This is a genomic window from Pseudomonas sp. Nvir (assembly GCF_963778085.1).
GTDB lineage: Bacteria > Pseudomonadota > Gammaproteobacteria > Pseudomonadales > Pseudomonadaceae > Aquipseudomonas > Aquipseudomonas juntendi.
This window is the reverse complement of sequence record NZ_OY970405.1, coordinates 5,480,570-5,507,511: the sequence shown is the minus strand read 5'-3', so window position 1 is coordinate 5,507,511 and position 26,942 is coordinate 5,480,570. Positions and strand designations below refer to the sequence as shown.

The 26,942-nt window shown below is 63.2% G+C and carries 21 protein-coding genes and 2 pseudogenes; 15 read left to right on the top strand and 8 right to left on the bottom strand.

The window, feature by feature from the left end:
• Position 1: 1 nt before the first annotated feature.
• The 8 genes from gspG (at position 2) to AACG97_RS26275 (ending at position 4,676) form a co-directional block, all read left to right on the top strand.
• Positions 2–448, top strand: coding sequence for a type II secretion system major pseudopilin GspG (gene gspG / locus AACG97_RS26310; RefSeq protein WP_197885071.1), 447 nt, complete (start codon positions 2–4; stop codon positions 446–448).
• Positions 445–909, top strand: coding sequence for a type II secretion system minor pseudopilin GspH (gspH, locus tag AACG97_RS26305; protein WP_054904614.1), 465 nt, complete (start codon positions 445–447; stop codon positions 907–909). The genes gspG and gspH overlap by 4 nt, the downstream gene beginning before the upstream one ends.
• Positions 887–1,270 carry a type II secretion system minor pseudopilin GspI gene (gene gspI / locus AACG97_RS26300; protein WP_192441218.1) on the top strand — a complete coding sequence of 128 codons (384 nt, stop codon included), beginning with the start codon at positions 887–889 and terminating at the stop codon, positions 1,268–1,270. The genes gspH and gspI overlap by 23 nt, the downstream gene beginning before the upstream one ends.
• On the top strand, positions 1,257–1,835 hold the full coding sequence (gene gspJ, locus AACG97_RS26295; protein ID WP_197885070.1) for a type II secretion system minor pseudopilin GspJ: 579 nt from the start codon (positions 1,257–1,259) through the stop codon (positions 1,833–1,835). Before gspI ends, gspJ begins: the two co-directional genes overlap by 14 nt.
• Positions 1,832–2,689 carry a type II secretion system minor pseudopilin gene (locus AACG97_RS26290; protein ID WP_197885069.1) on the top strand — a complete coding sequence of 286 codons (858 nt, stop codon included), beginning with the start codon at positions 1,832–1,834 and terminating at the stop codon, positions 2,687–2,689. The genes gspJ and AACG97_RS26290 overlap by 4 nt, the downstream gene beginning before the upstream one ends.
• A complete protein-coding gene (gene gspL / locus AACG97_RS26285; protein ID WP_144189464.1) occupies positions 2,682–3,788 on the top strand; it encodes a type II secretion system protein GspL in 1,107 nt (368 codons plus the stop codon). Before AACG97_RS26290 ends, gspL begins: the two co-directional genes overlap by 8 nt.
• Complete coding sequence (locus AACG97_RS26280; RefSeq protein WP_047149599.1) at positions 3,788–4,267, top strand: hypothetical protein; 480 nt, start codon at positions 3,788–3,790, stop codon at positions 4,265–4,267. The genes gspL and AACG97_RS26280 overlap by 1 nt, the downstream gene beginning before the upstream one ends.
• A 61-nt stretch (positions 4,268–4,328) precedes the next feature.
• Positions 4,329–4,676, top strand: a complete 348-nt coding sequence (locus tag AACG97_RS26275) for a YgiW/YdeI family stress tolerance OB fold protein (protein ID WP_047149598.1) — start codon at positions 4,329–4,331, stop codon at positions 4,674–4,676.
• Between the two features lie 36 nt (positions 4,677–4,712).
• Here AACG97_RS26275 and AACG97_RS26270 read toward each other — a convergent pair whose 3' ends face one another.
• On the bottom strand, positions 4,713–5,957 hold the full coding sequence (locus AACG97_RS26270) for an MFS transporter (protein WP_009684977.1): 1,245 nt from the start codon (positions 5,955–5,957) through the stop codon (positions 4,713–4,715).
• A 107-nt stretch (positions 5,958–6,064) separates the two neighbouring features.
• Here AACG97_RS26270 and AACG97_RS26265 point away from each other — a divergent pair, with 107 nt between their 5' ends.
• The 4 genes and pseudogenes from AACG97_RS26265 to AACG97_RS26250 all read left to right on the top strand — a co-directional run bounded on the left by AACG97_RS26265 (position 6,065) and on the right by AACG97_RS26250 (position 8,275).
• Positions 6,065–6,994, top strand: coding sequence for a LysR family transcriptional regulator (locus AACG97_RS26265; protein ID WP_047149597.1), 930 nt, complete (start codon positions 6,065–6,067; stop codon positions 6,992–6,994).
• A 16-nt stretch (positions 6,995–7,010) separates the two neighbouring features.
• Positions 7,011–7,784, top strand: a complete 774-nt coding sequence (locus AACG97_RS26260) for a ParA family protein (protein WP_009684980.1) — start codon at positions 7,011–7,013, stop codon at positions 7,782–7,784.
• A gap of 13 nt (positions 7,785–7,797) precedes the next feature.
• Positions 7,798–7,929, top strand: a pseudogene (locus AACG97_RS26255) (type II toxin-antitoxin system HigB family toxin); the annotation flags it as partial.
• Positions 7,919–8,275 carry a helix-turn-helix domain-containing protein gene (locus tag AACG97_RS26250; protein WP_197885067.1) on the top strand — a complete coding sequence of 119 codons (357 nt, stop codon included), beginning with the start codon at positions 7,919–7,921 and terminating at the stop codon, positions 8,273–8,275. The pseudogene AACG97_RS26255 and the gene AACG97_RS26250, both read left to right, overlap by 11 nt.
• 3 nt (positions 8,276–8,278) lie before the next feature.
• On the opposite strand, the gene trxC is transcribed toward AACG97_RS26250, so the two are convergent.
• The 7 genes from trxC to betI form a co-directional block, all read right to left on the bottom strand.
• A complete protein-coding gene (trxC, locus tag AACG97_RS26245; protein ID WP_054904607.1) occupies positions 8,279–8,713 on the bottom strand; it encodes a thioredoxin TrxC in 435 nt (144 codons plus the stop codon).
• Between the two features lie 78 nt (positions 8,714–8,791).
• Positions 8,792–10,252 carry a protein adenylyltransferase SelO gene (gene selO / locus AACG97_RS26240; RefSeq protein WP_197885083.1) on the bottom strand — a complete coding sequence of 487 codons (1,461 nt, stop codon included), beginning with the start codon at positions 10,250–10,252 and terminating at the stop codon, positions 8,792–8,794.
• A gap of 127 nt (positions 10,253–10,379) precedes the next feature.
• Positions 10,380–13,688, bottom strand: a complete 3,309-nt coding sequence (gene mscK, locus AACG97_RS26235) for a mechanosensitive channel MscK (protein WP_009684984.1) — start codon at positions 13,686–13,688, stop codon at positions 10,380–10,382.
• A 35-nt stretch (positions 13,689–13,723) separates the two neighbouring features.
• On the bottom strand, positions 13,724–15,466 hold the full coding sequence (locus AACG97_RS26230) for a potassium/proton antiporter (RefSeq protein ID WP_047149596.1): 1,743 nt from the start codon (positions 15,464–15,466) through the stop codon (positions 13,724–13,726).
• 196 nt (positions 15,467–15,662) lie between these two features.
• On the bottom strand, positions 15,663–17,354 hold the full coding sequence (gene betA / locus AACG97_RS26225; RefSeq protein WP_009684987.1) for a choline dehydrogenase: 1,692 nt from the start codon (positions 17,352–17,354) through the stop codon (positions 15,663–15,665).
• A gap of 157 nt (positions 17,355–17,511) precedes the next feature.
• Positions 17,512–18,984 carry a betaine-aldehyde dehydrogenase gene (gene betB, locus AACG97_RS26220; protein WP_009684988.1) on the bottom strand — a complete coding sequence of 491 codons (1,473 nt, stop codon included), beginning with the start codon at positions 18,982–18,984 and terminating at the stop codon, positions 17,512–17,514.
• Between the two features lie 38 nt (positions 18,985–19,022).
• Positions 19,023–19,679 carry a transcriptional regulator BetI gene (gene betI, locus AACG97_RS26215; protein WP_009684989.1) on the bottom strand — a complete coding sequence of 219 codons (657 nt, stop codon included), beginning with the start codon at positions 19,677–19,679 and terminating at the stop codon, positions 19,023–19,025.
• 533 nt (positions 19,680–20,212) lie between these two features.
• On the opposite strand from betI, the pseudogene AACG97_RS26210 reads away from it, so the two are divergent.
• From AACG97_RS26210 to AACG97_RS26205, 3 genes and pseudogenes are all read left to right on the top strand, one after another.
• A pseudogene (locus AACG97_RS26210) lies at positions 20,213–21,750 on the top strand (BCCT family transporter).
• A gap of 52 nt (positions 21,751–21,802) precedes the next feature.
• Positions 21,803–22,159, top strand: coding sequence for a hypothetical protein (locus AACG97_RS28215; RefSeq protein WP_370593771.1), 357 nt, complete (start codon positions 21,803–21,805; stop codon positions 22,157–22,159).
• Positions 22,160–22,409: 250 nt separating this feature from the next.
• On the top strand, positions 22,410–26,936 hold the full coding sequence (locus AACG97_RS26205; protein ID WP_338464258.1) for a dermonecrotic toxin domain-containing protein: 4,527 nt from the start codon (positions 22,410–22,412) through the stop codon (positions 26,934–26,936).
• Positions 26,937–26,942: the final 6 nt, after the last annotated feature.

Below are 26,942 nucleotides of genomic sequence, written 5' to 3'. Positions count from 1 at the left end.
CATGTCCCTTCGTGCTACACGCCACGCGCAACGTGGCTTCACACTCATCGAAATCATGGTGGTGGTCATCATCCTGGGCGTGCTTGGCGCGCTGGTACTGCCCAACGTGATGAGCCGTCCCGACCATGCCAAGCTGACCGCGGCCCGCACCGACCTGCAGTCGATCGCCACCGCGCTGGAAATCTATCGGCTGGACAACGGCCGTTATCCAACGTCCGCACAGGGCCTGGACGCCTTGGTCACACGCCCCAGCGTGGCGCCATTGCCGCGCAACTGGAGTGCCCAGGGCTATCTGAAGCGTACGCCTACCGACCCTTGGGGCTCGCCTTACCAGTACGCGAACCCGGGCAGCCGTTCGAACCAGGGGTATGACCTTTATTCGCTGGGTGCCGACGGGCAGCCGGGCGGCGAACAGATGGATGCCGATATCGGCAACTGGTCTGAATGAAACGGCCCCGCGCGCAAGGTTTCACACTGCTGGAACTGTTGCTGGTCCTGCTGCTGCTGAGCATCGTCATGGGCATGGCGGGGCTCGGTATCGGGCGCGACCCGCAGCGCCTGGCCAGCCAGGAGGCCAACCTGTTTTTGCAACTGGTGCAACACGCACGGCAACAGGCTGTGCTGGAGGGCGTGGCGCTGGGTATCCGAATCGACCCGCAAGGCTATCAGCTGCTGAAGGCCCGCGGTGACAGCTGGGAGCCCGCGGGCCAGCAGCGCGATATTGGCCTGGACCTGCGCCTGCAGATCGATGGGCTGCCAGTGCCACCCGCCGTGCCTGGTAAGGCGCCGCAACTGGTGATGTACGGCAATGACGAGCACACGCCGTTTTCCCTGTATTTCGAGGCCGACACCGTGCGCCTGGTCTCCCTGTCGAGCGATGGCCTCAATGCCCCGCAGTTCCAGCCCTGAACGCGGCTTCACCCTGCTCGAGGTGTTGGTGGCGCTGGCGATCTTCGCGGTGCTGGCCGTGGCGGTGAGCACGGCCAGCCAGCGCATACTGGTGCAGTCGCAGGGGTTGCAGGAGCGTCTTTTTGCCAGCTGGGTCGCCGACAACCACCTGCTGGAAATGCGCCTGCAACCGGCCCTGGCGCCCGGCCAGCGCAGTGTGGAGGTGATGTTCGGCCAGCGTCGCTGGACGCTGCAGGAAAGCCGCCGACGGCTGGGCGGGGCTGGCCTGCTGGAGGTCGAGGTGCGCGTGGGCCTTGCGGCCGATCGCCAGGTGTTGCACCAGGCCACCGGGTGGCAGGGGGGCAGCGATGCGTCACGCTAGGCCCCGCCAGCACGGTTTCACCTTGATCGAACTGCTGCTGGCCATGGCCCTCTTTGCCTTGTTGGCGGTGGGCAGTGCGCGTGCGCTGGATGTGGTCATGCGGGCCGAGCGTGCGCGCCAGGCCCAGGCCGAGCAGTTGCATGCGTTGGGCAGGGCCATGAGCCTGATCCAGCGCGATGCCTTGCAAGGGTATCTGCCGGCGAGCCTGGGCAAGGGCGGTTACGGCATCCTGTTGAACGGCGACCGGGCCCATTGGCTGACCCGCGAACCCGACCACCAGGCGCTCAAGCGCAGCGAACTGAGGGTGGTCGAATACTGGCTCGCCGACGGCGTGCTGTGGCGCCAGCGGCGCACCCAGGGGCAGGGCCAGCCGCGCCCGCAGCGTTTGCTCGAAGGTGTGGGCGAACTGCAGTGGCGCCTGCATGTACCCGGTAGCGGCTGGCAGGCGCATTGGCCAATGGCCCAGCGCCGGGCCCTGCCACCGCAGGCGCTGGAGGTGACCCTGTCCACCCGGCGCTTGGCGCAGATTCGGCGGGTACTGCCGCTTGGCGGGGCCAGCCAGTGAAGCGTCAACGGCAGAAGGGGCTGGCGCTGATTACCGTGCTGCTGGTGATGGCGCTGCTGACGTTATTGGTAGCCGGCATGTTGCACAGCCATCGCCTGCTGCTTGGCAGTGTTGCCCAGCAGCTCGAAGCCACGCGCCTGTTGCGCCTGGCGCAAGCCGGCGAACAACAGGCGCTTGCGAGCCTGCGGGGTGAGGTAGGGGAGATCCTCCAGGTGACCCACGGGCGGCAGGGCTGGGGCCAACCCCGTGTGTTGACCTTGGGCGAAGGCCGGGTGCAACTACAGCTGGAGGACCTTGCAGGGCGCTTCAACCTCGGCGCCCTGACCGCAGGTAAAACCCCCGACCCCTTGCTGCTCGAGCGTTGGCAGCGCCTGTGCCATGCACTGCAGGTGGCGCCGGCGGCCTTGGAGGCGCTGGCGGGCCAGCCGCTGCTGGACCCTACCCAGTTGCGGGCCCTGCCGGGCGTCACTGCCGAGGTGATGGCGCGTTTGCAGCCTTGGGTAGTGGTGTTGCCCAAGGAGGCGCGGCTCAACATCAACACGGCCCCGGCACGCCTGTTGGCAGCACTGGCGGAGTTGTCGCCAGCGGTGGCCGCCGACCTCATACGACAACGCCCCGAGGCGGGCTACCCGACGGTGGAGCGTTTTCTGGCCTCTGCGCAATTGGAAGGCGTGGGCGTGAACAGGCGCGGGCTTGCCGTGACCAGCCGCTGGTTTCGCCTTGAGGTGCAGGCACAGCAGGCGGGGAGGCGCATGTACCTGTACAGCGACCTGGAGATCGATTTGAACACGCACCAGGTTCGTGTGGTGCGGCGTGTATTTACTGCAATGCGGGAGCGAAGAGCAGATGAGTGAAACCTGGCTGTACCTATTGCCCGCGGGTGTTGCGGCGGCCGATGCGCAGTGGCCGGTGTGGCTGCGAGCAGGCGATGGCAGCGTGCGCAAGACGCGTCTGGACGCGCTCGGGGCGACCCTGGCCGGCCCTGTGATCCTTGTCTTGCCGATGGAAATGCTCGGCAGTTGCGAAATCGGCCCCGTGCCAGGCAAGCGGCCGAAGCCTGAAGCATTGGCCTACGCCGCCGAAGAGCAGTTGGCAGCGGCGCTGGAATCGGTGCACCTGGTTTTTGCCGCAGCTGATATGCAAGGGCACCGCCGTGCGCTGGTGGTAGAGCGTCAGGTGCTGCGCAATGTTTTGACCCTGTTGCAAACGCTGGGTATCGACCCGGTCGCGATCCATGCCGATGCCGACCTGCTGGGTGGCGAGCAGCCCAGTGCACTGTGGCTTGACGGGCGCTGGCTAGTGGGCGGCGGAGGTGGGCCGTGGCTGGTCGCCACGCCCCAGGCAGCCGAAATCGTGGCGCGGCAATTGCCGCCGATGGCCTGGCAGGCCGCTGCTGCCGATGGCGGGCAACCGCTGGTCAACCACAGGGTCGACAATGCCTTCCAGACCTTGCTGCAAGGGCGAGCCAAGGCGCTGGACCTGCGCCAGGGGCCATTCCGCCGTCAGCGCCTGGCGTTACCCTGGTCGGCGTTGGCGGGCGCAGTGCTGCTGGGCTTCGCCATGCTGTGCGTGGCCGATCATTGGCGTGTCGAGGGGCTGTTGCAGCGCGTGGCTCAACAGCATGCCGAAAACGTTCAGGCATTCCAGCGGTGGGCGCCCGGGCAGCCCGTCACCGGTGACCTGGCGGTGCGCGTCAGGGCGTTGCAGGCCGGCCCTCGTACGACCACCCGCATGGAAGGCCTGGCGGCCGTCGCGCAGCCGCTGGTGGAAACCGGGAACATTACCCTTGAACGGGCCGCGTTCAGCCCGGCGCAAGGGTGGCGTATGGATGTGCTGGCCCTGGGGTTCGATGACCTCGAGCGCTTGCGTTTGCTGGCCCCTGCCGTGCTGATGGACCAGGCCCGGCAGACTGCCCAAGGGGTGCGGGCAACCCTGACCTGGAGCGGGACTTGATGAAGCACAGGTTTGAGCAGGCTCTTGTTCGCCAATGGCAAACCCTACCCGCCACGCGGCGGGCACTGATCAGGGCCACGCTATGGGGGGTGGCCATGCTGGCGCTCTGGCAACTGGCTTGGCTGCCTGGTAAGCAGCGCATGCTGCAGGCCGAGCTTGCCCATGGGCAGGCGCTGGAGCTGGCCGGGCAGTTGCAGCAGGTGGCGTCAGCGCCGGTCGGGGGGCGCGAAGCGGTGCGGGCACTGACGCCCGCCGCGCTCAATGAGCGTGCCTTGGCCGCCGGTTTGCGCGTTGTCGGGCTGCAGGCTCGGGCCAATCAGCTCGATGTCAGCCTCGAAGGCCAGCCCACGGCAGTGCTGAGCTGGCTGCACACGCTGGAACGTGACGGCGCACAGCTGCGCAGTGTGCAGCTACAGGTGACTGGCGCGCAGTTGCAGGTGCAGCTGGCGCTGGAACTGGACGAAGCCTGGGGCGATTAAGATTGGATTCAGCCAGCTTCGGTAGGCTGTTCCCATCCAAACCGAAACAGGACCTGCCTCCATGAAAACCCGTTACCTTGCCCTGATCCTCGCCCCGCTGTTCAGCACTGCTGCCCTGGCTGCCGGCTATACCGGCCCGGGTGCACAAGCGGTAACCACCGTGGCCGCTGCGAACGATGCCGCCGATGACACGCCGGTGGTGCTGCAGGGCTTCGTCACCAAGAAGATCAACAACGACGACAAATACGAATTCAAGGACAACACCGGCACCATCACCGTGGAAATCGATGATGAAGACCTGCCACCGACGCCATTCAACGACAAGACCAAGGTCAAGCTGACCGGTGAGGTGGAGAAACACCTGATGAGCCGTGAAGTGGATGTGGATATCGTCGAAATCATCAACTGATTCCCGGGCCAGTTCGCGGGCGTGCCCGCGAATGCCTCACCCCGACTTCGGTGGCAACTTGCTCAGGTGTAGCGCCACCAGCAACGCCACTGCCAGCAAGCTGCCTATGAACAGGCCGATGCCATTCCAGCCCCATTGGTGCCAGAACACCCCGCCCGCCGTACCGGCCACGCTCGAGCCGGCGTAATAGCTGAACAGGTACAGCGACGACGCCTGCCCTTTGGCCTTCAGCGCCCGCCGGCCGATCCAGCTACTGGCCACCGAGTGCGCGCCAAAGAAGCCGAAGGTGAACACCAGCATGCCCACGATCACCATGGCCAGTGGGCTGGCCAGGGTCATCAGCAAACCACACGCCATGACCACGATGCTGGCCCAGAACACTTTGCGTCGGCCCAGCTTGTCCGCCAAGGCGCCGACCTGCGCCGAGCTGTAGATGCCGGACAGGTACACCACCGACAGCAAGCCGACCAGTGCCTGGTTCATGTGATAGGGCTCGGCCAGCAGGCGGTAGCCGATGTAGTTGAACAGGGTGACGAAGGCACCCATCAGCAGGAAGGCCTCCAGAAACAGCCAGGGCAGGCCGGCATCCTTGAAATGCATGACGAACCCGTCCAGCAGGCTGCGCGGGCTCATCGTCTGCGGGCGGAAATTGCGTGACTCCGGCAGCACCTTCCAGAACACCAGGGCGGCGCCCAGGGCCAGGCCGCCGATGGTCAGCATGGCTGTGTGCCAGCTGACGAAGTCGATCAACACGCCAGTGATCAGCCGCCCGCTCATGCCGCCAATGGCGTTGCCGCCGATGTACAAACCCATGGCCAGGCCAATGTGCTGGGGGTGGATCTCTTCGCTCAGGTAGGTCATGGCCACTGCTGCCAGGCCGCTCAGCGACAGGCCGACCAGTGCGCGGGTGGCCAGCACCAGTTCCCAGCTCGGCATCACCGCGCTGGCCAGGGTGGAGAGCGCGGCGCACACCAGGGCGAACACCATCACCGGCTTACGGCCGATGCGGTCCGAGATCGGACCGGTGACAAGCAGGCCGAACGCCAGCATCGCGGTCGACACCGACAGCACCAGGCTGCTCTGTGCGGCGTTGATGGCGAATTCTTTAGACAGCAACGGCATCATCGGCTGTACGCAATACAGCAGGGCGAAGGTAGCGAAGCCGCCGCTGAACAGGGCCAGCACGGTCTTCATGAAGGCGGGGGTGCCTTTTTCGATCCACATGTCGGTCAAGGTGGCAGGTTCGAGCTGGATGGGCTGCGCGGCTACAGCAGTTTTCACGGCGGGTACCTCTGGTGCAATGAAAAAAGCATATAGCTGGCTAATGATTAGATCCAATATATTGTTCGACCTATTTAAGACGTTGTGCGACTTGTTTGGAGCGAACCATGGAACTGCGCCATCTGCGTTATTTCATTGCCGTGGCAGAAGAGCTGCACTTCGGCCGCGCCGCCCAGCAACTGGGCATTTCGCAACCGCCGCTGAGCCAGCAGATCCAGGCGCTGGAACAGGAGCTGGGGGCGCGCTTGTTCGAGCGCACCAACCGCCGGGTCGAGCTGAGCGAGGCAGGCCGGCTGTTCCTGGGCGAGGCGCGTCAGGTGCTGGCGCAGGTGGAGAAGGCGGCGGATGTGGCGCGGCGTGCACAACTGGGTGAATTGGGCGAGATGAAGATCGGCTTTACCTCCTCGGCCCCGTTCACATCGAAGATCCCCAAGGCCATTCATGCCTTTCGCCAGCGCTTCCCCGCAGTGCACCTGAACCTCAAGGAAATGAGCAGCCGCGATGTTGCCGAAGGGGTGTTCGATGAGTCCATCGAAATCGGCCTGATGCGGCCAATGCCGCTGCCGGAAGGGTTGCTGGCCACCGAGCTGTTCCGCGAGCCACTGGTGGCGGTGATCAATGCCTCACACCCGCTGGCCGAAGCCAGCGGGCAAGGCGTGCACATGGCGGCGCTGGCCCATGAGCCGTTCGTGTTCTTCCCGCGCAGCTATGGCAGCGGCTTGCATGCGCAGTTGCTGAGCCTGGCGCGGCAGGCCGGGTTCAGCCCGCATTTTGCCCAGGAGGCAGGGGAGGCGATGACCATCATCGGCCTGGTGTCGGCGGGGTTGGGGGTGTCGGTGCTGCCGGCCTCGTTCCAGCGCATGCGTATCGAAGGGGTGGTGTACCGCACCTTGCTCGACGAGGGGGCGATGACCGCGGTGTGGCTGGTGCAGCGCGAAGGCGGCGGGTCGGCCATGGCCAAGGCGTTTGCGCAGCTGCTTCAGGCGAATAGCACTGGCCATGGCGGCGACACCGCCACATACTCGGGCATTCGTTGAAACACGGAGGTCAACCATGCGGCGCGTGGTGTTCAATCAGAAAGGTGGCGTGGGCAAGTCGAGCATCGCCTGCAACCTGGCGGCGGTCAGTGCCAATGAAGGCTACCGGACCCTGCTGGTCGACCTGGATGCCCAGGCCAACTCGACACAGTACCTCACCGGGCTGACGGGTGAGGATATCCCCATGGGTATCGCCGATTTCTTCAAGCAGAGCCTGTCCAGCGGGCCATTCAGCAAGAAGAACAAGGTGGATATCTATGAAACCCCGTTCGACAACCTGCATGTGGTGACTGCAACGCCTGAACTGGCCGACCTGCAGCCCAAGCTCGAGGCCAAGCACAAGATCAACAAGCTGCGTAAGCTGCTCGATGAGCTAGACGAGGATTACGAGCGGATCTATATCGACACCCCGCCGGCGCTTAATTTTTATGCAGTTTCGGCGCTGATCGCGGCTGACCGTGTGCTGATTCCCTTCGACTGCGACAGCTTTTCGCGCCAGGCCCTGTATGGCCTGCTGGCCGAAATTGAAGACCTCAAGGAAGACCATAACGAAGACCTCGTAGTCGAAGGCATCGTGGTCAACCAGTTCCAGTCGCGTGCCAGCCTGCCGCAGCAGATGCTCGACGAACTGCTGGCCGAAGGGCTGCCGGTGCTGCCGGTGTACCTTGGCAGCTCGGTGAAGATGCGTGAATCGCACCACGCCAGCCTGCCGCTGATTCACCTGGAGCCCAGGCACAAGCTGACACAGCAGTTTGTCGAGTTGCATGATTTGCTGGAGCGCAGCGAGTAGGTATCTAGCCCGCTTCCTTATTGGGGGTAACAAGTACCGGCTTGTGGTTGAGATGCAGTACCGCGCCGGTATCGCCTGGGTGAAGTTCGTCGGTACGCACAAGCGCTATGACGAGATTGACGTGGAGACAATCTGTGAATATTAAGCCGATTCGTAACGAGGACGATCTTCGAGCAGCATTCCAGCGCCTTGAAGCCATTTTTCAGTCTAAAGCGGGCACGCCTGAGGCTGATGAAATGGAAGTGCTTGTGACACTGATCGAAGTGTACGAGAACAGGCACTATCCCATTCACCCCGCCAATCCCATCGAGGCTATCAAGTTTTGTATGGATCAGCAGGGGCTCACGCCAAGAGATCTTGAACCGTACATCGGTCCAAGCGGGCGAGTTTCGGAAGTACTGAGCGGGAAGCGCGGGCTGAGCCTTTCCATGATCAAGCGCCTGCATGATGGCCTTCGCATTCCCTATGAGTCGCTGCTGGCAAGCGCTTAAAAACTAAACCCCCTGGCTGCGCACCCACTCCAACAACGCCTGGAGTGGAAACGCCCCGGCCTGACGGCTGACTTCGCGGCCGTTCTTGAACAGCAGCAGGCTGGGGATCGAGCGGATGCCCAGTTGCCCGGCCAGGTTGCGGTTGGCTTCGCTGTCGAGCTTGGCCAGGCGGCAGCGGCCGGCCAGTTGGCGGGCGGCTTGTTCGAAGGTGGGGGCGAACGATTTGCACGGGCCGCACCAGTCGGCCCAGACATCCACCAGCAGCGGTAGGTCGCCTTTGATTTGGCTGGCGTAGCTGGCTTCGGTGAGTTCGAAAGGGGCGCTCAGCAGGACCTGCTGTTTGCAGCGGCCGCATTTCGGCGCGTCGCCCAGGCGCTCGGCAGGCAAGCGGTTGAGGCCGTTGCAGTGGGGGCAGGGGATGACCAGTGGTTCGGACATGTTGGTTCCTCGAGGTTATTGGGGCTGCTTGGCAGCCCATCGCGACACAAGGCCTCTCCCACAGGGGTCAAGCGCCAATCAGGAAGAGCAGCTGATTTCCAGGTGCTTGCCCCATTCCGGTGGGCGCTCGGCGTAGGCCTGCATCCCGGGTTGCTCCTCAAAGGGGTTGCTCAGTACCTGGTGCAGCCGCCGCACTTCACTGTAATCCCCCGCTTCAGCTGCCTCGATGGCTTTCTGCGCCAGGTAGTTGCGCAGCACGTACAACGGGTTCACTGCATGCATGCGTTCGCGGCGCCCCTCGGCATTACCGGCTTCACGCTCGCAGCGGGCCAGGTATTCGGCGCCCCAGGCATCGAAGCCGGCCAGGTCGATGAAGTCATTGCGTACCACCTTCAACGCTTCGGCCACCGGTTGCTCGCCCAGCCGGCGGAAGAACAGGTTGTAGTCCACACCACCGCGCTGCATGCACTGCAGCAGGCGCTCGACCAGCGCCATGTCGTCATCCTCGGCCGTGGTCAGGCCCAGGCGCCTGCGCATCAGGTCCAGGTAATGGGCCTGGTACAGTGGCAGGAACAGGCTCAACGCCTGCTTCAACGGCTCCACCTCGACCACCGTGGTCAGCGCCTGGGCCAGCGCGCTGAGGTTCCAGTGGGCGATGGGCACCTGGTTGGCGTAGCTGTAACGACCACGGTCGTCGGAGTGGTTGCAGATGAAATTGGCGTCGAAGTCGTCGAGGAAGGCGTACGGGCCGAAGTCGAAGGTAATGCCGAGGATCGACATGTTGTCGGTATTCATGACCCCGTGGCAGAAGCCATAGGCCTGCCAGCGGGCGATCAGGTCGGCGTTGCGCTCGACGATGGTGCGGAACATCGCCAGGTAAGGTTGCTCGGCGGTGCCGCACTCGGCGTAGTGCTGTTGCAAGACGTGGTCGAGCAGCACCCGCTGCTGCTCAGGCTGCTTGGTATAGTAGAAATACTCGAAATGACCGAAGCGTACGTGGCTCTGCGCCACGCGGGTGAGCATGGCCGCGCTTTCACGTGTTTCGCGCCATACCGGGGTGCTCGAGCCGATGACGCACAGCGCGCGGCTAGTGGGAATGTGCAGGGCGTGCAGGGCTTCGGAGGCGAGGAACTCGCGGATCGATGAGCGCAGCACGGCGCGGCCGTCGCCCATGCGCGAGTACGGCGTCTGGCCGGCCCCCTTGAGGTGCAGGTCCCAGTGCTGATTGGCGTCGTTCAGGACCTCGGCCAGCAACAGGCCGCGGCCATCGCCCAGGCGCGGGTTGTACGAGCCGAATTGGTGGCCGGAGTACACCATCGCCCTTGGGTCGGCCTGGTCCCACAGCTTGTGGCCGCTGAACAGTTCGGCGAACAGAGGCAGTTCGGCCTGGGCCGGGTCGAGGTCCAGCAGCGCCATGGCCGACTCGCTCGCCACCACCAGGCGGGGCTCGGCGATGGGCTCGGGCAGCACCTGGGTAGAAAACGCATCGCCCAGGCGGGCGAAGCGGTTGTCGAAAGTGAGTTGGTCGAGGGCTTTCACGGGCTGCTCCTGGAAGTCGGTGCCATTGGGGCCGCTTTGCGGGGCCCAGCTGTGGGGGCTGGCTTGCCGGCGATCGAGGGCCAAGCCCTCGCAGGCATTCTGGGCGTTCATGCCCTATGGCGTCCACTCACACAGGTTGGGTGCCATCGGGTTTGGGCTGCTCCATCGGTATCAGCTGCTGCTTGCCGCCGGCTGCGTCCATCAGGAACACCTCGACCTGGCGTACCGAGATCTTGATGTCGTGCGCCTTGAACTCGCGGCTGATGAAGCGGTTGAGTTCATCCAGCGTCGGGTTGCGGTCACCCAGGTCGCGCACGTGCATGCGCAGTTCGTGGTCCAGCGAGCTTTCGCCGAAGTTGAGGAAGTACACGATCGGTTCCGGGTCCTTGAGCACCCGTGGGTTTTCATGCGCGCCCCTGAGCAGCAGCTCGCGCACCAGGTCGAGGTCGGAGCCATAGTCGATGCCCAGCTTCAGCGTGACCCGGGTGACCGTGTCGGTCAGCGACCAGTTGATCAGTTGGCCGGTGATGAAGGTCTTGTTGGGGACGATGATGTCCTTGCGGTCGAAGTCGGTGATGGTGGTGGCGCGGATGCGGATCTTACTCACCGTGCCCGACAGGTTGCCGATGGTGATGGTGTCGCCGATGCGTACCGGGCGCTCGAACAGGATCATGATGCCGGAAATGAAGTTGGCGAAGATTTCCTGCATGCCGAAGCCCAGGCCCACCGACAGCGCCGCCACCAGCCATTGCAGCTTGTCCCAGCTGACCCCCAGGGTCGACAGGGTGCTGACGATACCCACGCCGACGATGGTGTACGACAACAGGGTGGTGGTGGCGTAGGCGCTGCCCTGGGCAAGGTTCAGGCGTGACAGCACCAGCACCTCCAGCAGGCCTGGCAGGTTGCCGGCCAGGGCGAAGGTAATGCCGACGATCACCAGTGCCCCCAACAGGTCGCCCAGGCTGATGGGCACCATGCTGGCAGCGGCGCCGGTGCCGCTGGTGTATTCGTACAGCACGAAGTTGTTGAGGTAGGCGAACACCGAGAGCAGGTCGGCCCATACCCAGTACAGGCCAGCGATGAAACCGCCCAGCAGGGCCAGGCGGATCAGGCGCAGCGATTGCTGGTTGACCTGCTCGATGTCCAGGGTCGGCTCTTCGACGACCACTTCGCCGTCCAGCCCTTCCTTGGCCGCCGCGCGCTTGCTCAGTGCCCGTTGGTAGGCCAGGCGGCGGGCCGCAACCGACAGGCCGCGCACGAAGGCGGCCTCGATCACCAGCCAGAACAGCAGCAGGTAGAGGGTGTAGATCAGCCGGTCGGTGAGTTTCAGGGCGGTGTAGTAGTAGCCGAAGCACACCGCGACGAACAGGGCGATAGGCAGCGCAGTGAACGCCACGCCGACCGCCTTGCGGAACAGCGAAGTGTCACGGTGCGCCGGGCTGCTGAGCAGCAGGCGGCTGAGCAGCCAGGCCATCAGCGCATAGCAGGCCAGCACCACGCCAATACCCAGTACATCGTCGGCCAGCGCCGACGGCTGGTGCTCGGCCACCGCCACTACCCCGACCAGGGCCAGCACCACGGTGCCCAGGCGGCGTACCCAGCCCCGCAGGAACTCGACCTGGGGTTTGTACCAGCGGAAATGCACTTCCGCCACGCCGCCGGGTGCAAGGATGCGGTAGGCGGTATAGAACACCAGCCACGCCTGGGCCAGTTGCCACAGGGCCGCGCCAAGGTTGGCGTTCTGCCCGCGGGCGTCGATTTGCAGGGCATAGCTGCACAACGCCAGGACAAGGCTGACCGGCATCGCCAGCAGGATATTGATAAGAATCGCCTGTGGCGTATGCCACTGGCTGTCGCGGCGGAAATGGCCAATGTCCTGGTGCACCTTGCCCAGCCGTTGGTACAGGTACTTGCGCCGCCACAACAGAGCGCCGATCACCAGCAACAGCGGCAGGAACAGCAGCGGCCGGTGGCTGAGGCCGTCGGTCAGCTCGCTCAGGCTGGAGGCCCACGGCAGGTTGGCGACCTGGTCGGCCAGCCGTTGCGGCACGGTGCGCAGCCAGTCCCAGTCCAGGGGCTTGTTGCTGGGGATCCAGAACATCTGTTCGTCGAGGGTGGTGCGCAGGCTCTGGGCAGTGCCCAGCAATTGTTTCTGGTTGAGCTGCAGGGTGATCGATTCGTTGAGCAGCGCCGAAAGCTCGCGGTTCAGCCGCTCCAGCAGGTCGCTGCGGGTGATCGCCAGCTCCAGCAGGGCCTTGCGCAGCTGCGGGGTTACCTGTTCCTGCGGTTGGGCTGCCAGCAGCTTGTCGACATAGGTCACCGGGTTGCTCATCACCTCGCGCTGCTGGCTGACCTCGAACTGGTACAGGCGGGTGTCGGCGATCTGGTCGGCCAGGTCACGGTCGAGTTTCAGGTGTGGCAGGGTCTGTTTCTGTTTGTAGAGGATCTTGGACAGCAGCAGGCTACCCTTGAGCACGTTGATCTGCTCGTCCAGCGCCTGGTCGGCCTGGGTCAGGCTGTCCAGTTGCTGCTTGGTGCGCAGGTTCTGCTGGGTCAGCTCATTGAGGCGGTCGGTGCTTTTGAGCAGGTAGTCGGACAGCTTCAGGTTAGCTGCGCTTTCGGTGGCCAGCAGGCTGCTGCCGCCCGCCTTCTGCGCCTCGATCGATTGCTGGGTGACCGTTTCCTGGGACTGGGCCAGGCGCTTGTCGTTGATCAGCGTCTGCAGGTCCTGGATTTCCTGCTCAAGGCGCGCGGCACGCTCGATCAGCAGGTCATGGCGGGCGTTGCCAAGGTCCTGCAGCACGCTGTTGCCGGCCAGTTCCTGGCGGCGCAGCAGGGTCAGCGCGTTGAGCGAAGCCAGTTCTGCGTTCAGCTGGTTGCGCTGGTCGGCGTTGATCGACTTGCCACCGTCCTTGCCGGTCTTGAGGATGGTGTTGATCTGCTGGGCGCGGGTCTGGTTGCTGCTGATTTCGGCCTGGGCACGTTCGGGGCGGGTCTGCGAGTTGATGATCAGGCTGTTGGCGTCGGACAGCGACTTCTGCAGCTCGCCCTGCTGGGTGTTGCGCTCGCTGAGCATCTGTTCGAGCTGCTGCACGTTGAGGTTGGCATAGCGCTGGGCAACCGGCTGAACCTTGGTTTGCTTGAGCCGGGCCAGCTCTTTCTGGCTGTCGTCGGTTTCCTTGGGTGCGGCACTGAGTTGCTGCTTGAGGGCGGCCAGCTTCTTCTCGTTGTCGTCCTTGCTGGCCAGCAGGCTCAGGGTCTGTTCCAGCACCTGCTGCAAGGCCTTCTGGTCGGCCTCGGGCAGCTTGCGCTCGGCAATCTTGTCGAGGCTGTTCTGAATGCTGGCAGCCGTTGGCGGCTCTGCCGCGGTGGCCGCGAAGGAAAGGGACAGGCACAGCCCGAGCAGGGCTGTGCGAAGGTATGCGCGCAGGGACATAGGCAGACTACTTGTGGATCCGGCAGAAACGAAGTTTAGAGGAACAATCCTGGTCCGGGTCGCGTTCCTTCGGGGAATCTGACGCCCACTTTCTGGATCTTGTTCCCGACCATGGTCGCCACGGTCCAGATCGTGCCGTGCCATTCCACCTGGTCACCTACTACTGGAGCGCCTCCGACCTTCTGTCGGATGAACTGCGCCAGCGGCATTTTCGCGTCCAGGCCATCGAGTTTCAGGCCATACAGTGCGGCCACCGCACCCAGTTCGGCATCGCCTTCGAGAACGAAGTCGCCGAAGAAGCGCAGGTCCAGGCCACGCTGCGGCGCCTGGCTGAACAGTTTGCCCAGCGCCGGCAGGTTGTGTTCGTGGCCGATCACGCAGAGCATGTCGTCGACCTCCAGCACGGTGCTGCCAGAGGGGTGCAGCAACTGCTCGCCGCGGAACAGGGCGGCGATGCGTGTGCCTTCCGGCATCTTCAGCTCGCGCAGGGCGGCGCCGATGCACCACTTCTCCTTGCCCAGGCGGTAGACGAACATTTCCCACTCGCTGGTGATGTGCACCTCCAGCGCAGAGCGGGAGATGGGTGCCGGATCCGGTGGTACAGTCACCTTCAGCAGCTTGGCCATCCACGGCAGGCTGGTGCCTTGCACCAGCAGCGACACCAGCACGATGAAGAAAGCCAGGTTGAAGAACAGCTGGGCGTCCGGCAGGCCGGCCATCAGCGGGAACACCGCGAGAATGATCGGCACCGCGCCGCGCAGGCCAACCCACGAGATGAAGCCTTTTTCGCGGCCGTGGAAGGCCTTGAACGGCAGCAATGCCGCCACCACCGACAGAGGCCGCGCCACCAGGATCATCCACAACGCCAGGCCCAGTGCCGGCAGGGCAATGGGCAGCAGGTCGTGCGGTGTCACCAGCAGCCCCAGTACCAGGAACATGCCGATCTGCGCCAGCCAGGCCATGCCGTCGAGCATGTGCAGGATGCCATGGCGGCTGCGAATCGGCTTGTTGCCCAGCACCAGGCCGCACAGGTACACAGCCAGGAAGCCGCTGCCGTGCAGGGCGTTGGTCAGCGAGAACACCACCAGGCCACCGGCCACCACCAGAATGGGGTAGAGGCCACCGGCCAGGTTGATCCGGTTGACCATTTGCAGCATCAGCCAGCCGCCGCCCAGGCCCAGCAACCCGCCGATGCCGAACTCGCGCAGCAGGTGGGTGAGCAGGCTCCAGTGCAGGCCGGTCTGGCCGCTGGCAATCATGTCGATCAGCGTAACTGTCAGGAAGACCGCCATCGGGTCGTTGCTGCCCGACTCGATCTCCAGGGTGGCGGTAACCCGTTCGTTCAGGCCCTTGCCGCCCAGCAGCGAAAACACCGCTGCGGCGTCGGTGGAGCCGACGATGGCGCCGATCAGCAAGCCCTGGATCAGGCTCAGGTTGAACAGCCAGGCAGCAACAAGGCCGGTCAGGGCGGTGGTGATCATGACCCCGACCGTGGCCAGCGACAGTGCCGGCCATAGCGCTACGCGAAAGCTCGCCACCCGTGTGCGCAGGCCGCCGTCGAGCAGGATCACCGCCAGGGCGAGGTTGCCCACCAGGTAGGCGGTCGGGTAGTTGTTGAAGATGATGCCGCCACCATCGACACCAGCGACCATGCCCACGGCGAGAATGATGACCAGAATAGGGATGCCCAGGCGCGACGACAGCGAACTGACCAGAATACTCGCGCCCACCAGTAATGCGCCGATCAGGAACAGGCTGTTGATGGTGCTGGCATCCAAAGGCAGGTACTCCGGGATAACGCTGGAAAGGGGAATGACTGGCAAGTCGCGTGCCAATCGATTCTAACCTGATGAATTGGCAGCATGTAAAGCGTTTCTGCAGATGTGCAAAAGGCACCGCGGTGGGTGCCTTTTGTCATGTTGCCGGTGCTCAACCTCTGGCAGGCGGCTTGCCGGCGATGCGGCCGGTGCAGACTTACGCCTGCTTCACTTCACGCATCGGCTTGCCTTTGACCGGGGCATCACCAGCCACGTAGTACTTGGCGGTGCTGCGTGGCAACGGCTTGCGACCACGGATCTTGTCCGAGATTTTCTCCGCGATCATGATCGTGGTGGCGTTGAGGTTGCCGGTGATGATCAACGGCATGATCGAGGCATCCACTACGCGCAGGCCCTGCATGCCGTGCACACGGCCTTCGCCATCGACCACCGCCATGTCGTCGGTGCCCATTTTGCACGAGCAGGACGGGTGGAAGGCGGTTTCGGCGTGCTCGCGGATGAACTTGTCCAGCTCTTCATCGGTTTGCACATGCGCGCCGGGGCTGATTTCGCGGCCGCGGTACGGGTCCAGTGCCGGCTGGGCCATGATTTCGCGGGTCAGGCGGATGCCGTCACGGAATTCCTGCCAGTCCTGCTCGGAGGACATGTAGTTGAACAGGATGCTCGGGTGCTGGCGCGGGTCTTTCGACTTGGCCTGGATGCGGCCGCGGGACGGGGAGCGCATCGAACCCATGTGCGCCTGGAAGCCATGCTCCTTCACGCCATTGGAACCGTTGTAATTGATCGCCACCGGCAGGAAGTGGTACTGGATGTTCGGCCACTTGAATTCAGGGCGGCTGCGAATGAAACCGCCAGCCTCGAACTGGTTGCTGGCGCCGATGCCGGTGCCGTTGAACAGCCACTCGGCACCAATGGCCGGCTGGTTCCACCACAGCAGCGACGGGTACAGCGACACCGGCTGGGTGCAGGCGTACTGCAGGTAAAGCTCCAGGTGGTCCTGCAGGTTTTCACCCACGCCCGGCAGGTCGTGCACCACCGGAATGTCGAGGCTTTCCAGCAGGGCACGCGGGCCGACGCCGGAGCGCTGCAGCAGCTGCGGCGAAGCGATGGCGCCGGAGCTGACGATCACTTCCTTGCGGGCACGGGCTTCTACGCGCTCTTCGCTGTCGCCCACCAGGTAGGTGACGCCAACCGCGCGCTTGCCTTCGAACAGCACGCGGTCGCTGAGGGCGTGGGTCACGATGGTCAGGTTCGGGCGTTTCTTGGCCTGGTCCAGGTAGCCACGGGCGGTGCTGGAGCGGCGGCCGTTCTTGGTCACCGAACGGTCCATCGGGCCAAAGCCTTCCTGCTGGTAGCCGTTGAGGTCTTCGGTACGCGGGTAACCGGCCTGAACACCGGCTTCGACCATGGCGTTGAACAGCGGGTTGTTGCCTGCTTTGGGCGTGGCGACGCTGAGCGGGCCGTCACCGCCGTGGTAGTCGTTGGGGCCGATGTCGCGGGTTTCGGCCTTGCGGAAGTAAGGCAGGCAGTCGAGGTAGGTCCAGTCTTCCAGGCCTGGCAGTTCTGCCCAGCCGTCGAAGTCCATGGCGTTGCCGCGGATGTAGCACATGCCGTTGATCAGCGACGAACCACCCAGGCCCTTGCCGCGGCCGCACTCCATGCGGCGGCCGTCCATGAACGGCTCCGGGTCGGTCTCGTAGGCCCAGTTGTAGCGGCGGCCTTGCAGCGGGAAGGCCAGGGCTGCTGGCATCTGGGTGCGGAAGTCGAAGCGGTAGTCGGGGCCGCCGGCTTCCAGCAGCAGTACGGTGACGCCGGCATCTTCGGTCAGGCGGGTGGCCAGTGTGTTACCGGCGGAGCCGGCACCGACGATGATGTAATCGTATTCCATGGCATTTCTCCGAAATGCAGCGGCAAGTTTCTAGCTACAAGCTGCAAGAAAAAGCAGCTGGGCGAAGCTTGCGAATGGATGGTATCTGCAAGGGCCGGCGGTCTGACGCCGACCGGCTCTTTCTTGCAGCTTGAAGCTTGCGGCTTGCAACTGTCGGTCAGAAGACCGAGTTGTAGCCGCCCAGTTCGACCTGAACCGACTTGATACGGGTGTATTGGGCCAGCGAGCTGACGCCGTTTTCACGGCCTACGCCCGACTGCTTGTAGCCACCGACCGGCATCTCGGCCGGCGATTCACCCCAGGCGTTGATCCAGCAGATACCGGCTTCGAGCTTGTGGATGATGCGGTGGGCGCGGGTGATGTCGTTGGTGCAGACACCGGCGGCCAGGCCGTAGTCGGTGTCGTTGGCGCGGCGGATCACTTCTTCCTCGGTTTCATAGGTGAGGATGCTCATCACCGGGCCGAAGATCTCTTCCTTGACGATGGTCATGTCGTCGCTGCAGTCGGTGAACACGGTCGGGGCCACGAAGGCGCCTTTGGCGAACTCACCGGTGGTCAGACGCTCGCCGCCGCACAGCAGGCGGGCACCTTCCTCTTTGCCCTTGGCGATGTAGCCCAGCACGCTTTCCATGTGCTGGAAGCTGACCAGCGGGCCGAAGTTGGTGTTTTCGTCTTCCGGGTTGCCAACGCGGATGCGCGCAACGCGCTCGGCGATCTTGGCTTCGAAGGCAGCCTTCATTTCAGCTGGGATGAACACGCGGGTACCGTTGGTGCATACCTGGCCCGAGCTGTAGAAGTTGGCCATCATGGCGATGTCGGCGGCCTTGTCCAGGTCGGCATCGGCGCAGATGATCAGCGGCGACTTGCCGCCCAGTTCCATGGTGACTTCCTTGAGCGACGAGCTCGAGGCGCTGGCCATGACCTTCTTGCCGGTGGTGGTGCCGCCGGTGAAGGAAACCTTTTCGATGCGGGGGTGCTCGGTCAGCCAGGTACCGACTTCACGGCCGCTGCCGGTCAGCACGTTGAACACGCCATTGGGCAGGCCGGCTTCGGTGTAGATCTCGGCCAGTTTGAGGGTGGTCAGCGACGTGACTTCCGATGGCTTGAAGATCATCGCGTTGCCAGCGGCCAGGGCCGGGGCGGATTTCCACAGGGCGATCTGGATCGGGTAGTTCCAGGCACCGATACCTACGGTCACGCCCAGCGGCTCGCGGCGGGTGTAGACGAAGGACGATTCACGCAGCGGGATCTGCTCGCCCTCGATGGCCGGTACCAGGCCTGCGTAGTACTCCAGCACATCGGCGCCGGTGACGATGTCGACGTAGCGGGTTTCCGAGTACGACTTGCCGGTGTCCAAGGTTTCCAGCATGGCCAGCTCGTCGTTGCGCTCGCGCAGGATGTCGACGGCGCGGCGCAGGATGCGCGAGCGCTGCATGGCGGTCATCGCAGCCCAGACTTTCTGGCCACGCTCGGCGCTTTCGACGGCTTTCTCGACGTCAGCCTCGGTCGCACGCTGCACGTGGGCAAGGACTTCGCCGGTAGCCGGGTTGATGGCTTCGAAAGTGGCATCGCTGCCAGCGTCGACGTAAGCGCCATCAATGTAGAGTTTTTGCGTTCCGAAACGGGCCATAGTGTCCTCGCAAGTGCAGTGTGTGGTTTGGCTTTGCGTCACGCTCCTGCCGGGTGGGCAAGGGCCGTGCGCGCTTGTTCAGCAGCCGGGTCGTTGGTGCCCAGGGTGTGCTGCTTAGCCAGTTGTAGATCCATGTATTCGTAAGCAATCCGTACTGCCTGGCCAGTGTCGAATGCATCGCCCGACAAGGCACCGCGCAGCCACAGACCGTCGATCAGGGCTGCCAGGCCACGGGCGGCCTTGCGCGCATGGTAAAGCGGCAAGGCACGGCGAAACTGGCAACACAGGTTGGAGTACAAACGGTGGTCGTTGATCCGTTGCAACCTGTGCAAATCGGGCTGGTGCATGCTGGAAGCCCAAAAGGCCAACCAGGTTTTCATCGCCGGGCCGTTCACCTGGCTGGCATCGAAGTTGCCCTCGATGATCACTTTCAGGTGAGCGCGCGGGCTGTCGTCCGTCAGGGCCTGGCGACGTGCTCGAACGCCTTCGTTGAGCATATTCATGATGTAACCCATCGTCGCTGCTATCAGGCCGTTCTTGTCCCGAAAGTAGTGACTGATGATGCCGTTCGACACCCCGGCCAAACGGGCAATCAGCGCAATGCTGGCGTCCCCCAGGCCGACCTGGTCGACAGCCTGCAACGTGGCTTCGATCAACTGCTGGCGGCGGATGGGTTGCATACCGACCTTGGGCATCTTGCTATCTCCTCAGGCCTGCGAGCAGGCGACAGGCGGCTGACTCGGCGAAGACCAGTCTATTTTGTTTTGATTGAACGTTCAATCAATAAAGAATAAGCTCTGCGACAATTTGTGCCATTGACAGTCTTTCAGGTCGTCGAGCAGGCACGAATTGACACCCCAGGAAATCGCGTAACCCCCGTAATACAAGGCGTTGACGGGCATCAGCGATGCGAAATGCAGATTCTGCCATGTGGCCCCGGCCCTGCGGCGGGCCCTTGGAGCGGGCGGGGTGATCTGTGACGAATGCGCGCACCCAGCGGGTAAAGCGTGGCATTTGCAGCAGACCACCTGTCTGTTTTTTGCAACGTATCGATTCGGGATCACGGTTTCCAGGGTGCTTTTATAACACCTGATGCAGTGGGGATATTCCACCAATTGCTCGGGAAAGAATGATTAGCCTCCACAGCCGCACTGCCCGGAGCATTCGTGCAATGAGTTCTGCCTCACTTACCAAGCCCCCCGCCGAGAGGGTACGGGTCAACCGCGTGGTGTTCTTCACCTCGGCGCTGATGATCCTTGTTCTGACTGCCTTGCTGATCGCTGTACCCGAAACTGCCGGCCAGGTGCTGGGCGTGGCCCAGAAGTGGCTGACGCGCACCTTTGGCTGGTACTACATGCTGGTGATCTGCGGTTACCTGCTGTTCGTCGTCTACCTGGCCTTCTCCGATTACGGCAGCCTCAAGCTCGGCGGCAAGGACGACCAGCCCGACTTCAGCTATGGCGCCTGGGCCGGCATGCTGTTCTCCTCGGGCATCGGTATTTCGCTGCTGTACTTTGGCGCCTCCGAACCGCTGGACCACTACTTCAACCCACCGGAGGGCACCCCGGCAAGCCTGGAAGCCGCGCGCCAGGGACTGCAGCTGACCTTCCTGCACTGGGGCCTGCATGGCTGGGCGATCTATGCGCTGGTCGGCCTGGCCGTGGGCTACTTCGCCTACCGGCATAACCAGCCGCTGGCGCTGCGCTCGGCGTTGTACCCCCTGGTCGGCGAACGTTGGGTCAAGGGTGCCGCCGGCAATGCCGTGGACATCTTCGGCATGTTCGTCACCCTGTTGGGCCTGGTCACCAACCTGGGCATCGGTGCCATGCAGGTGTCGTCCGGGCTGGAGTACCTGTTCGGCATGGACCACAGCAAGACCAACCTGCTGGTGGTGATCCTGGTGATGGCTGGCGTGGCTACCGTGGCGGCGGTTTCGGGTGTGGAAAACGGCATTCGCCGCCTGTCCAACCTGAACATCATGCTGTTCAGCGGCTTGCTGATCTTCGTCCTGCTGGGCGGCGAAACCCTGCACCTGCTGAACGGCTTCGTGCAGAACGTAGGCGATTACCTCAACGGGATCGTGCTGAAAACCTTCGACCTGTACGTGTATGAGGGCGAGGCTGGCAAGTCCGAACGCTGGTTGGGCCTCTGGACCGTGTTCTACTGGGCCTGGTGGATCTCCTGGGGCCCGTTCGTAGGCATGTTCATCGCCCGTATTTCCAAAGGCCGCACCGTGCGCCAGCTGGTCATGGGTGTGCTGCTGATCCCGCTGGGCTTCACCTTGGCCTGGTTGTCGATTTTCGGTAACACGGCGCTGGACCTGGTGATCAACCAGGGCGCGGTCGAGCTGGGCAAGACTGCGCTGGAACAACCTTCGATGTCGATCTACCAACTGCTGGAATACTTCCCGGCAGCCAAGCTCGTGATCGGGGTGGCGGTGTTCGTCGGCTTCGTGCTGTTCCTGACCCCGGCCGATTCCGGTGCGGTGATGATGGCCAACCTGTCCTGCAAAGGCGGCAAGGTCGACGAGGATGCCCCGCACTGGATGGTGGTGTTCTGGTCGGTGGTGATCACCCTGGTGACCATCGGTTTGCTGTTCGCCGGTAATTTCGAGGCCATGCAAACCATGGTCGTGCTGGCGGGCCTGCCGTTCTCGGTGGTGCTGGTGCTGTTCATGTTCGGCCTGTACAAGGCCATGAAACAGGACGTGGCGGTAGAGCAGGAGCGCGCCGAACTGGCTGCCCGTGGCCGACGTGGGTTCAGTGAGCGGCTGACCCAGCTGGAGCTGCAGCCGACCCAGGCCGTGGTGCAGCGCTTCATGGACAAGCAGGTCAGCCCGGCCCTCAAGGAGGCTGCTGCCCAGTTGCAGACCCTGGGCTTCGACGTGGAGTCCCGTGTTGGCCAGGCGCGCGACATGATGGGCTTGCGGGTGATGATGGAAGAGGGTAACCCGTTCGTCTACGAAGTGAGCCTGGACGGCTACCTGGCGGCACCGAGCGAGGCGCCGGTGGAAGGCGAGCCGGAAGTCCGTCAACGCTTCTACCGTGCCGAGGTTTACCTGCACGACGGCAGCCAGGAGTACGACCTGATGGGCTTTGCGCCCGAGCAGATCGTGCGTGACGTGCTGGACCAGTTCGAAAGCCATCGCCAGTTGCTGGGGCGAGTGTACAGCTGACGCTGCTGCGATGAAGAAAAGGCCTTGCCCACCGTGCAAGGCCTTTTTTTTGAGCAATATGTAGCGCGGGTATCGCACCTGAATACCGCAGCCTGCGTTTTTTTCAGCGGAGGCACCCAGCATGACGAGTTACAAGATACCCCCCTTCGATTTCCGCCAGGCCGTGGCCGGGCAGTTTGACGGCCGGCCGACCCTGCGCCAGGTCGCCAGTGCGCAGCTACTGCGCGTGCTGCTGTCGAACCTGCCGTGGTTGGCCTACGCCAAGCCTGCACTCACCAATGCTGACCCCTTGATGCTGGACAGCCCGGATCCCTCTACCACGTACTGGACCACGGCACCCTTTGTGGACCGGGTTCTGGAAGCCTTGCTCGACCCTCAGGCGTTGAGCCTGGAGCCACTGGCGGATGGGCGCCATTACAACCTCGGGCTGACGGGCATCCATCGTTTCTCCGGCTCGTCGAGCGAGTTCGACACCCGGCAGTTGCCAGACTTGTCAGCTGCCCTGAACCAGCTGGTTGAGGACTTGCCACGACACTTCTGCGAGGCCCAGCTCGAGTTCTGGCGAGGCAAGGGCAGCGCCGGGGTGAGTCGCGACGAATGGTTGCAGTTGCTGCTCAAGCTCGCGCTACTGCGCAGCTTGCCCTGGCAGGGACTGGACCCGCAGGAGCAAGCCTGTATCCGCGGCCTGCTGCACGGCGGTGATGAGCAGCCCGCGGTGTACTTCGTGCAGACCCGGCTGACCAGTGCCTCCATGCAATACGATCAACTGCAATGCCAGATGCTGATAGCCGCCGAGTGGGATGAGCGTCAGGTCATCCTGTGGTGCGCACCTTCGGGGATAGTACGCAGTTTCGAGTCGTTGCACGCGTTCGGCCTGGCCTTGCGTGACGAACTGGCGCAACGCTACGCCTTCGAACGGATGAGTTGGCAACGCTATCCCGCCACCGGCAATGTGTTTGCCCAGCAGGTCTCGCTGCTGCTCGATACGGTGCTCGCCAGGGTCGAGCTTGCGCGTTATGCCGATATCCAGGATGTTCCGGCCCTTGAACAGCGTTTTGACCAGCTTGGCGACCCTTCTTCCTGGTTCGTGGGGTACCCGGATGAAACCCCGGCAGTGCAACCTCCCCCTGGGTTGATGGCCAGTGCGCAGGACAGTTTTGCCTGCAGCGCTGCCTTGCTGCAGCTCGCGCTTTACCAGCTCGACTCGGGTGGGGTCTCAGCACTGGATGGCGTTCAGTCGCTGACCGATTACGCCCGTCAACGGCTGACCAGGCAGATCCGCGAGGATCACGGGGCAGACAGCTCGCCGGACGATCTTGTATTCGACCTTTACCTGGCCCGTGGGATCCCTGGTGGGGCGGGCACAGGCACCGGCGGCGGCGAGCCATTGGCCTTCGTCGGGAGCAAGACGCTCACCGAATTTGCCATTGGCAACCTCGCGTCGCTCAAGGGGGCGGCAATCGAGCGCATTTACCTGCGTGGCGGGGGCGAGGCACCGGCATGGCTCGATGCCGACGCCGCCAGAGCCCTCGTAACCAAAGTGGATATCGGTAGCCATTATCCTGCCTATGTCGCGGCGCAACTGGACGATCCGGCCAAGCGCGCGGACCGTGTCACGCGCCTGGGGCGGGAATGGCGTGCAGCACTGCTGGCCGCTGCACTCACTGCCAAGATGGACGGCAAGATCAAAGAGCCAGGCCTGCAATGCGTGGTCGACTATTGTGCGGGGCACGTCGACCCCGACGCGCCGCGCATGATCCTGTTTCCGCTGGCGTTCAGGCGTAGCGCAGCGTCCAGGGTCACGGACCCGGTACGCTGCATGTACATCCTGTTTTGCGCGGAACCCTCGCTGGTGTTGCTGTACCGGCCCTTGTTCGCCAAAGACACGCTGCGTGAATATGCCAGCCTCTCGGCTTTGCTCGAACACGTGCGTGAATCAGAGATTTTGCAGGAGAGTATTCTCGACTGGATGCAGCCCAGCGTCAGGCCTGTCTACGACCATGGTGGTTTCCGCGAACCGCACATCAGCGTCATCGGCATCGACCCCTATGCGCTGCCTGAGCGTCCGGAACCTGCCAGGCTGGCGATCGAATTCTGGCGCAGCAACATTGACGAGAAACTTTATACAGCCAATCGGGACCTGCTGCTGACGCTCGCTGATGAACAGTCTGTGTCCAACGCCGAGAGCCGCTGGCAGACATTGTGCGAGGGGGCATGGCTGTTGTTCGATGTCGTGACCTTGGCGCTTCGCGGGCCTGTGGCCTCGGTGGCCTGGTTGGTGCAATTGCTGAACGCGTTGCAGCAAGACATTGAGGCCTTGGAACGTGGCAATGAGTTTGATCGGTCGGCGGCAACGGTTGACCTGATATTGAACCTGGGCATGGTGTTGCTGCATGCCAGGCAACCCGCCAAAGCCTTTCCCTCCTATGCATTGCCCGGTGCGGCGGAGGTCGAGGGGCCTGAGGCGCAGCGCGGCGCATTTGCCGAAATTGCAATCGCGCCTATCGAGGAAACGCCTGCGCCTGGCCAAGCGCTGCCGAGCCGCTGGCTCGATTTTTCATGGCGAGGTCAGAGTGGCTTCAACTGGTTGCCGCGCGAACAGCGCGAAGCACTCAGGGCCATGCGTGCACCGGTCTCGCTTGCGGGCGTGCAGCCCTTGAACCAAGGTACGGCGACGGGCTTGTACCTGATCGACGGCGATCATTATGTAGCCCTGGCCAGTGATACCTACCGCGTGGAGCGGTTGCCAGAGGGTGTACGGGTGGTCGATGGTGGCGGAGCCGCGGGGCCCTGGCTGCGTTTCGTCGACGGCGTGTGGCGTGTGGACACGGCGCTTGGTCTGCGGGGTGGCATGGGGCGAGAGCGTACACAAAAGTGGCTGAGGGATCGGTTTCGCGACATGCACCAAAAGATAGAGGGCCTTGACAGTCGCGCCCGGGAGGCCAGAAAGCAAGCCGGGCCTTTTGCCAAGGCTGTGGACGAATTGCGCGAAAAACTGCTGAAACTCAGGGAGCTTCGGGCCACCGCATCCGAAAGGCTGGCCGCGTTGCCCGCCGAAGACGAAGCGGGTAAGTCGCAGTTGCGCACAACGCTCGCGCTTTACGATAAGCGCAAGATTACGTTCGAGCAGGACCACTTCACACAGATGAACCGGATGCTGAAGGAGCTGGAAGCTGCGGTCGGCGCCGATATTGAAATACTGGCGCTGCACGCGACCATGCGAGAAGACAAATTTGCCCGTGAGCGGGAAAAGGGGGGCTGGGACGGGGTGCTTGCCGAGCACGATAAAGTTGTTCGCAACAGCGCTATCAACGATGCCGAGATTACTTTCACCGAGCTCTGGAGCCTTGCGAATTACCCCGAGCTTGTGGAGATGCAAAACGCGCTGGATGGGCGGCCAGTCCGTGAATTCGCGGATTTGTATGAGAAGTTGCGCGTCAAACAGCAAGTCGTGATCGACGTGCAGGATCGCATGTTGGTCGGGAGTGAGCAGCTGGATCAATTGTTGACCGAAACGCCGGAAGATTTCGAGGTAAAGGATTGGGGGGGCAACGCCAAAGGCACCGTCGCAGACATAATTGCCAAGCGCAGCGTCAGTACAGTTCAACTGCGTTTCCACCAGGTGGTGAATCTGGCCGAGCTGGCGCTGCACCTGGAAAGCGACCGGCCAGACGTCATTGCAGGCTACAGAGCTGCCCTGGTCAGCTCAAGCCTGCGCAACGCGGCCGAAGCCCACGGCGAGCTGGCCTTCTCCAACCTGCCGGCGCAGGACAGGATCGTCATCCTGCACGAAGCCTGGGACGAATACAGTGCTGCGCTGGTCAACAGCGATCGCGTTCGCCGAGAGGGTGGGGCGTTGATCGAACCGGCCATGATCGAGCGCTATCGGGAGCACATCAGCAAACTCAAGCTCGATGTGAACGTACGTCTGGGCATAGCGTATGATGAGCAGGATCACCCCCTTCTACCGGCCGGGCGTAGGCCTTATCCGGCGTCCCGCGTGCCGCAGCGGTTGGTGCGTAATGGCCAGGGGCAACTGATGATCGGCAACCTTATCGAAGGGCAATCCTTGCTCGAGGTGCGTGAGAAGATCAGCGATAAGGTATTGGCCACCTTTGAACAAGTAGATGGCGAGTGGCGCGAGGTCCAGCAGCCATCGTTATCCGACGAAGCCCCCCTAGCCGATCTCGCTAGTTGGGTGCAGTCTCTACTGAATAAGAGCAATGCCCATCGAGCCTCAGCCAAGGCCTATGTCGAGATCGATATCAGCGGGTCGCTGGTGGCCAGGATATACGATCTTCAGCTGAACAAACTGACCGAGGCAGTGAGCGTAGTGCGCGATGCCGGTGGCGACGATGCGCTGATCAAGACCTTGGAACAGGAAGTGAATGCGCTGCGTGCAGAGAAGGAGGTGCAACTTACCACCCTGTACACCCACACCAGCCGCCCCACTGCCGAAGCCCTGCGCTTTCTTTACGATTTGAAGGCGATCAAGGTCGTATACCTCAAGCGGCATGTCATGGCGGACGGTAGCGCTTTCGATGAGTACCTGGTCCAGCTCTTGTCAAACAACCGTAAACTCTGGGCTGTGCATTTCCATTTGCGGTCGCAGGCTGCCTACGCCCGGGATTTTACTTCGGGGCACCTGAAGGTGTGGGCCCAGCGTTACCTGAGCAGCCAGGTTGCCAGGGATACAGGGCAGCAGCTTTACCGCGGCAAGCTGACACTACAGCAAGCCACGGGGATCATTCCTTTCGATCGTCCAGCAGCACAGTAGGTTCGG

Bases quoted from the DNA above. Each gene is read 5' to 3' on its own strand.
- gspG (WP_197885071.1), top strand. From the start codon at position 2: ATGTCCCTTCGTGCTACACGCCACGCGCAACGTGGCTTCACACTCATC.
- gspH (WP_054904614.1), top strand. From the start codon at position 445: ATGAAACGGCCCCGCGCGCAAGGTTTCACACTGCTGGAACTGTTGCTG.
- gspI (WP_192441218.1), top strand. From the start codon at position 887: ATGCCCCGCAGTTCCAGCCCTGAACGCGGCTTCACCCTGCTCGAGGTG.
- gspJ (WP_197885070.1), top strand. From the start codon at position 1,257: ATGCGTCACGCTAGGCCCCGCCAGCACGGTTTCACCTTGATCGAACTG.
- gspL (WP_144189464.1), top strand. From the start codon at position 2,682: ATGAGTGAAACCTGGCTGTACCTATTGCCCGCGGGTGTTGCGGCGGCC.
- AACG97_RS26280 (WP_047149599.1), top strand. From the start codon at position 3,788: ATGAAGCACAGGTTTGAGCAGGCTCTTGTTCGCCAATGGCAAACCCTA.
- AACG97_RS26275 (WP_047149598.1), top strand. From the start codon at position 4,329: ATGAAAACCCGTTACCTTGCCCTGATCCTCGCCCCGCTGTTCAGCACT.
- AACG97_RS26265 (WP_047149597.1), top strand. From the start codon at position 6,065: ATGGAACTGCGCCATCTGCGTTATTTCATTGCCGTGGCAGAAGAGCTG.
- AACG97_RS26260 (WP_009684980.1), top strand. From the start codon at position 7,011: ATGCGGCGCGTGGTGTTCAATCAGAAAGGTGGCGTGGGCAAGTCGAGC.
- trxC (WP_054904607.1), bottom strand. From the start codon at position 8,713: ATGTCCGAACCACTGGTCATCCCCTGCCCCCACTGCAACGGCCTCAAC.
- mscK (WP_009684984.1), bottom strand. From the start codon at position 13,688: ATGTCCCTGCGCGCATACCTTCGCACAGCCCTGCTCGGGCTGTGCCTG.
- betA (WP_009684987.1), bottom strand. From the start codon at position 17,354: ATGGAATACGATTACATCATCGTCGGTGCCGGCTCCGCCGGTAACACA.
- betB (WP_009684988.1), bottom strand. From the start codon at position 18,984: ATGGCCCGTTTCGGAACGCAAAAACTCTACATTGATGGCGCTTACGTC.
- betI (WP_009684989.1), bottom strand. From the start codon at position 19,679: ATGCCCAAGGTCGGTATGCAACCCATCCGCCGCCAGCAGTTGATCGAA.
- AACG97_RS28215 (WP_370593771.1), top strand. From the start codon at position 21,803: ATGGACAAGCAGGTCAGCCCGGCCCTCAAGGAGGCTGCTGCCCAGTTG.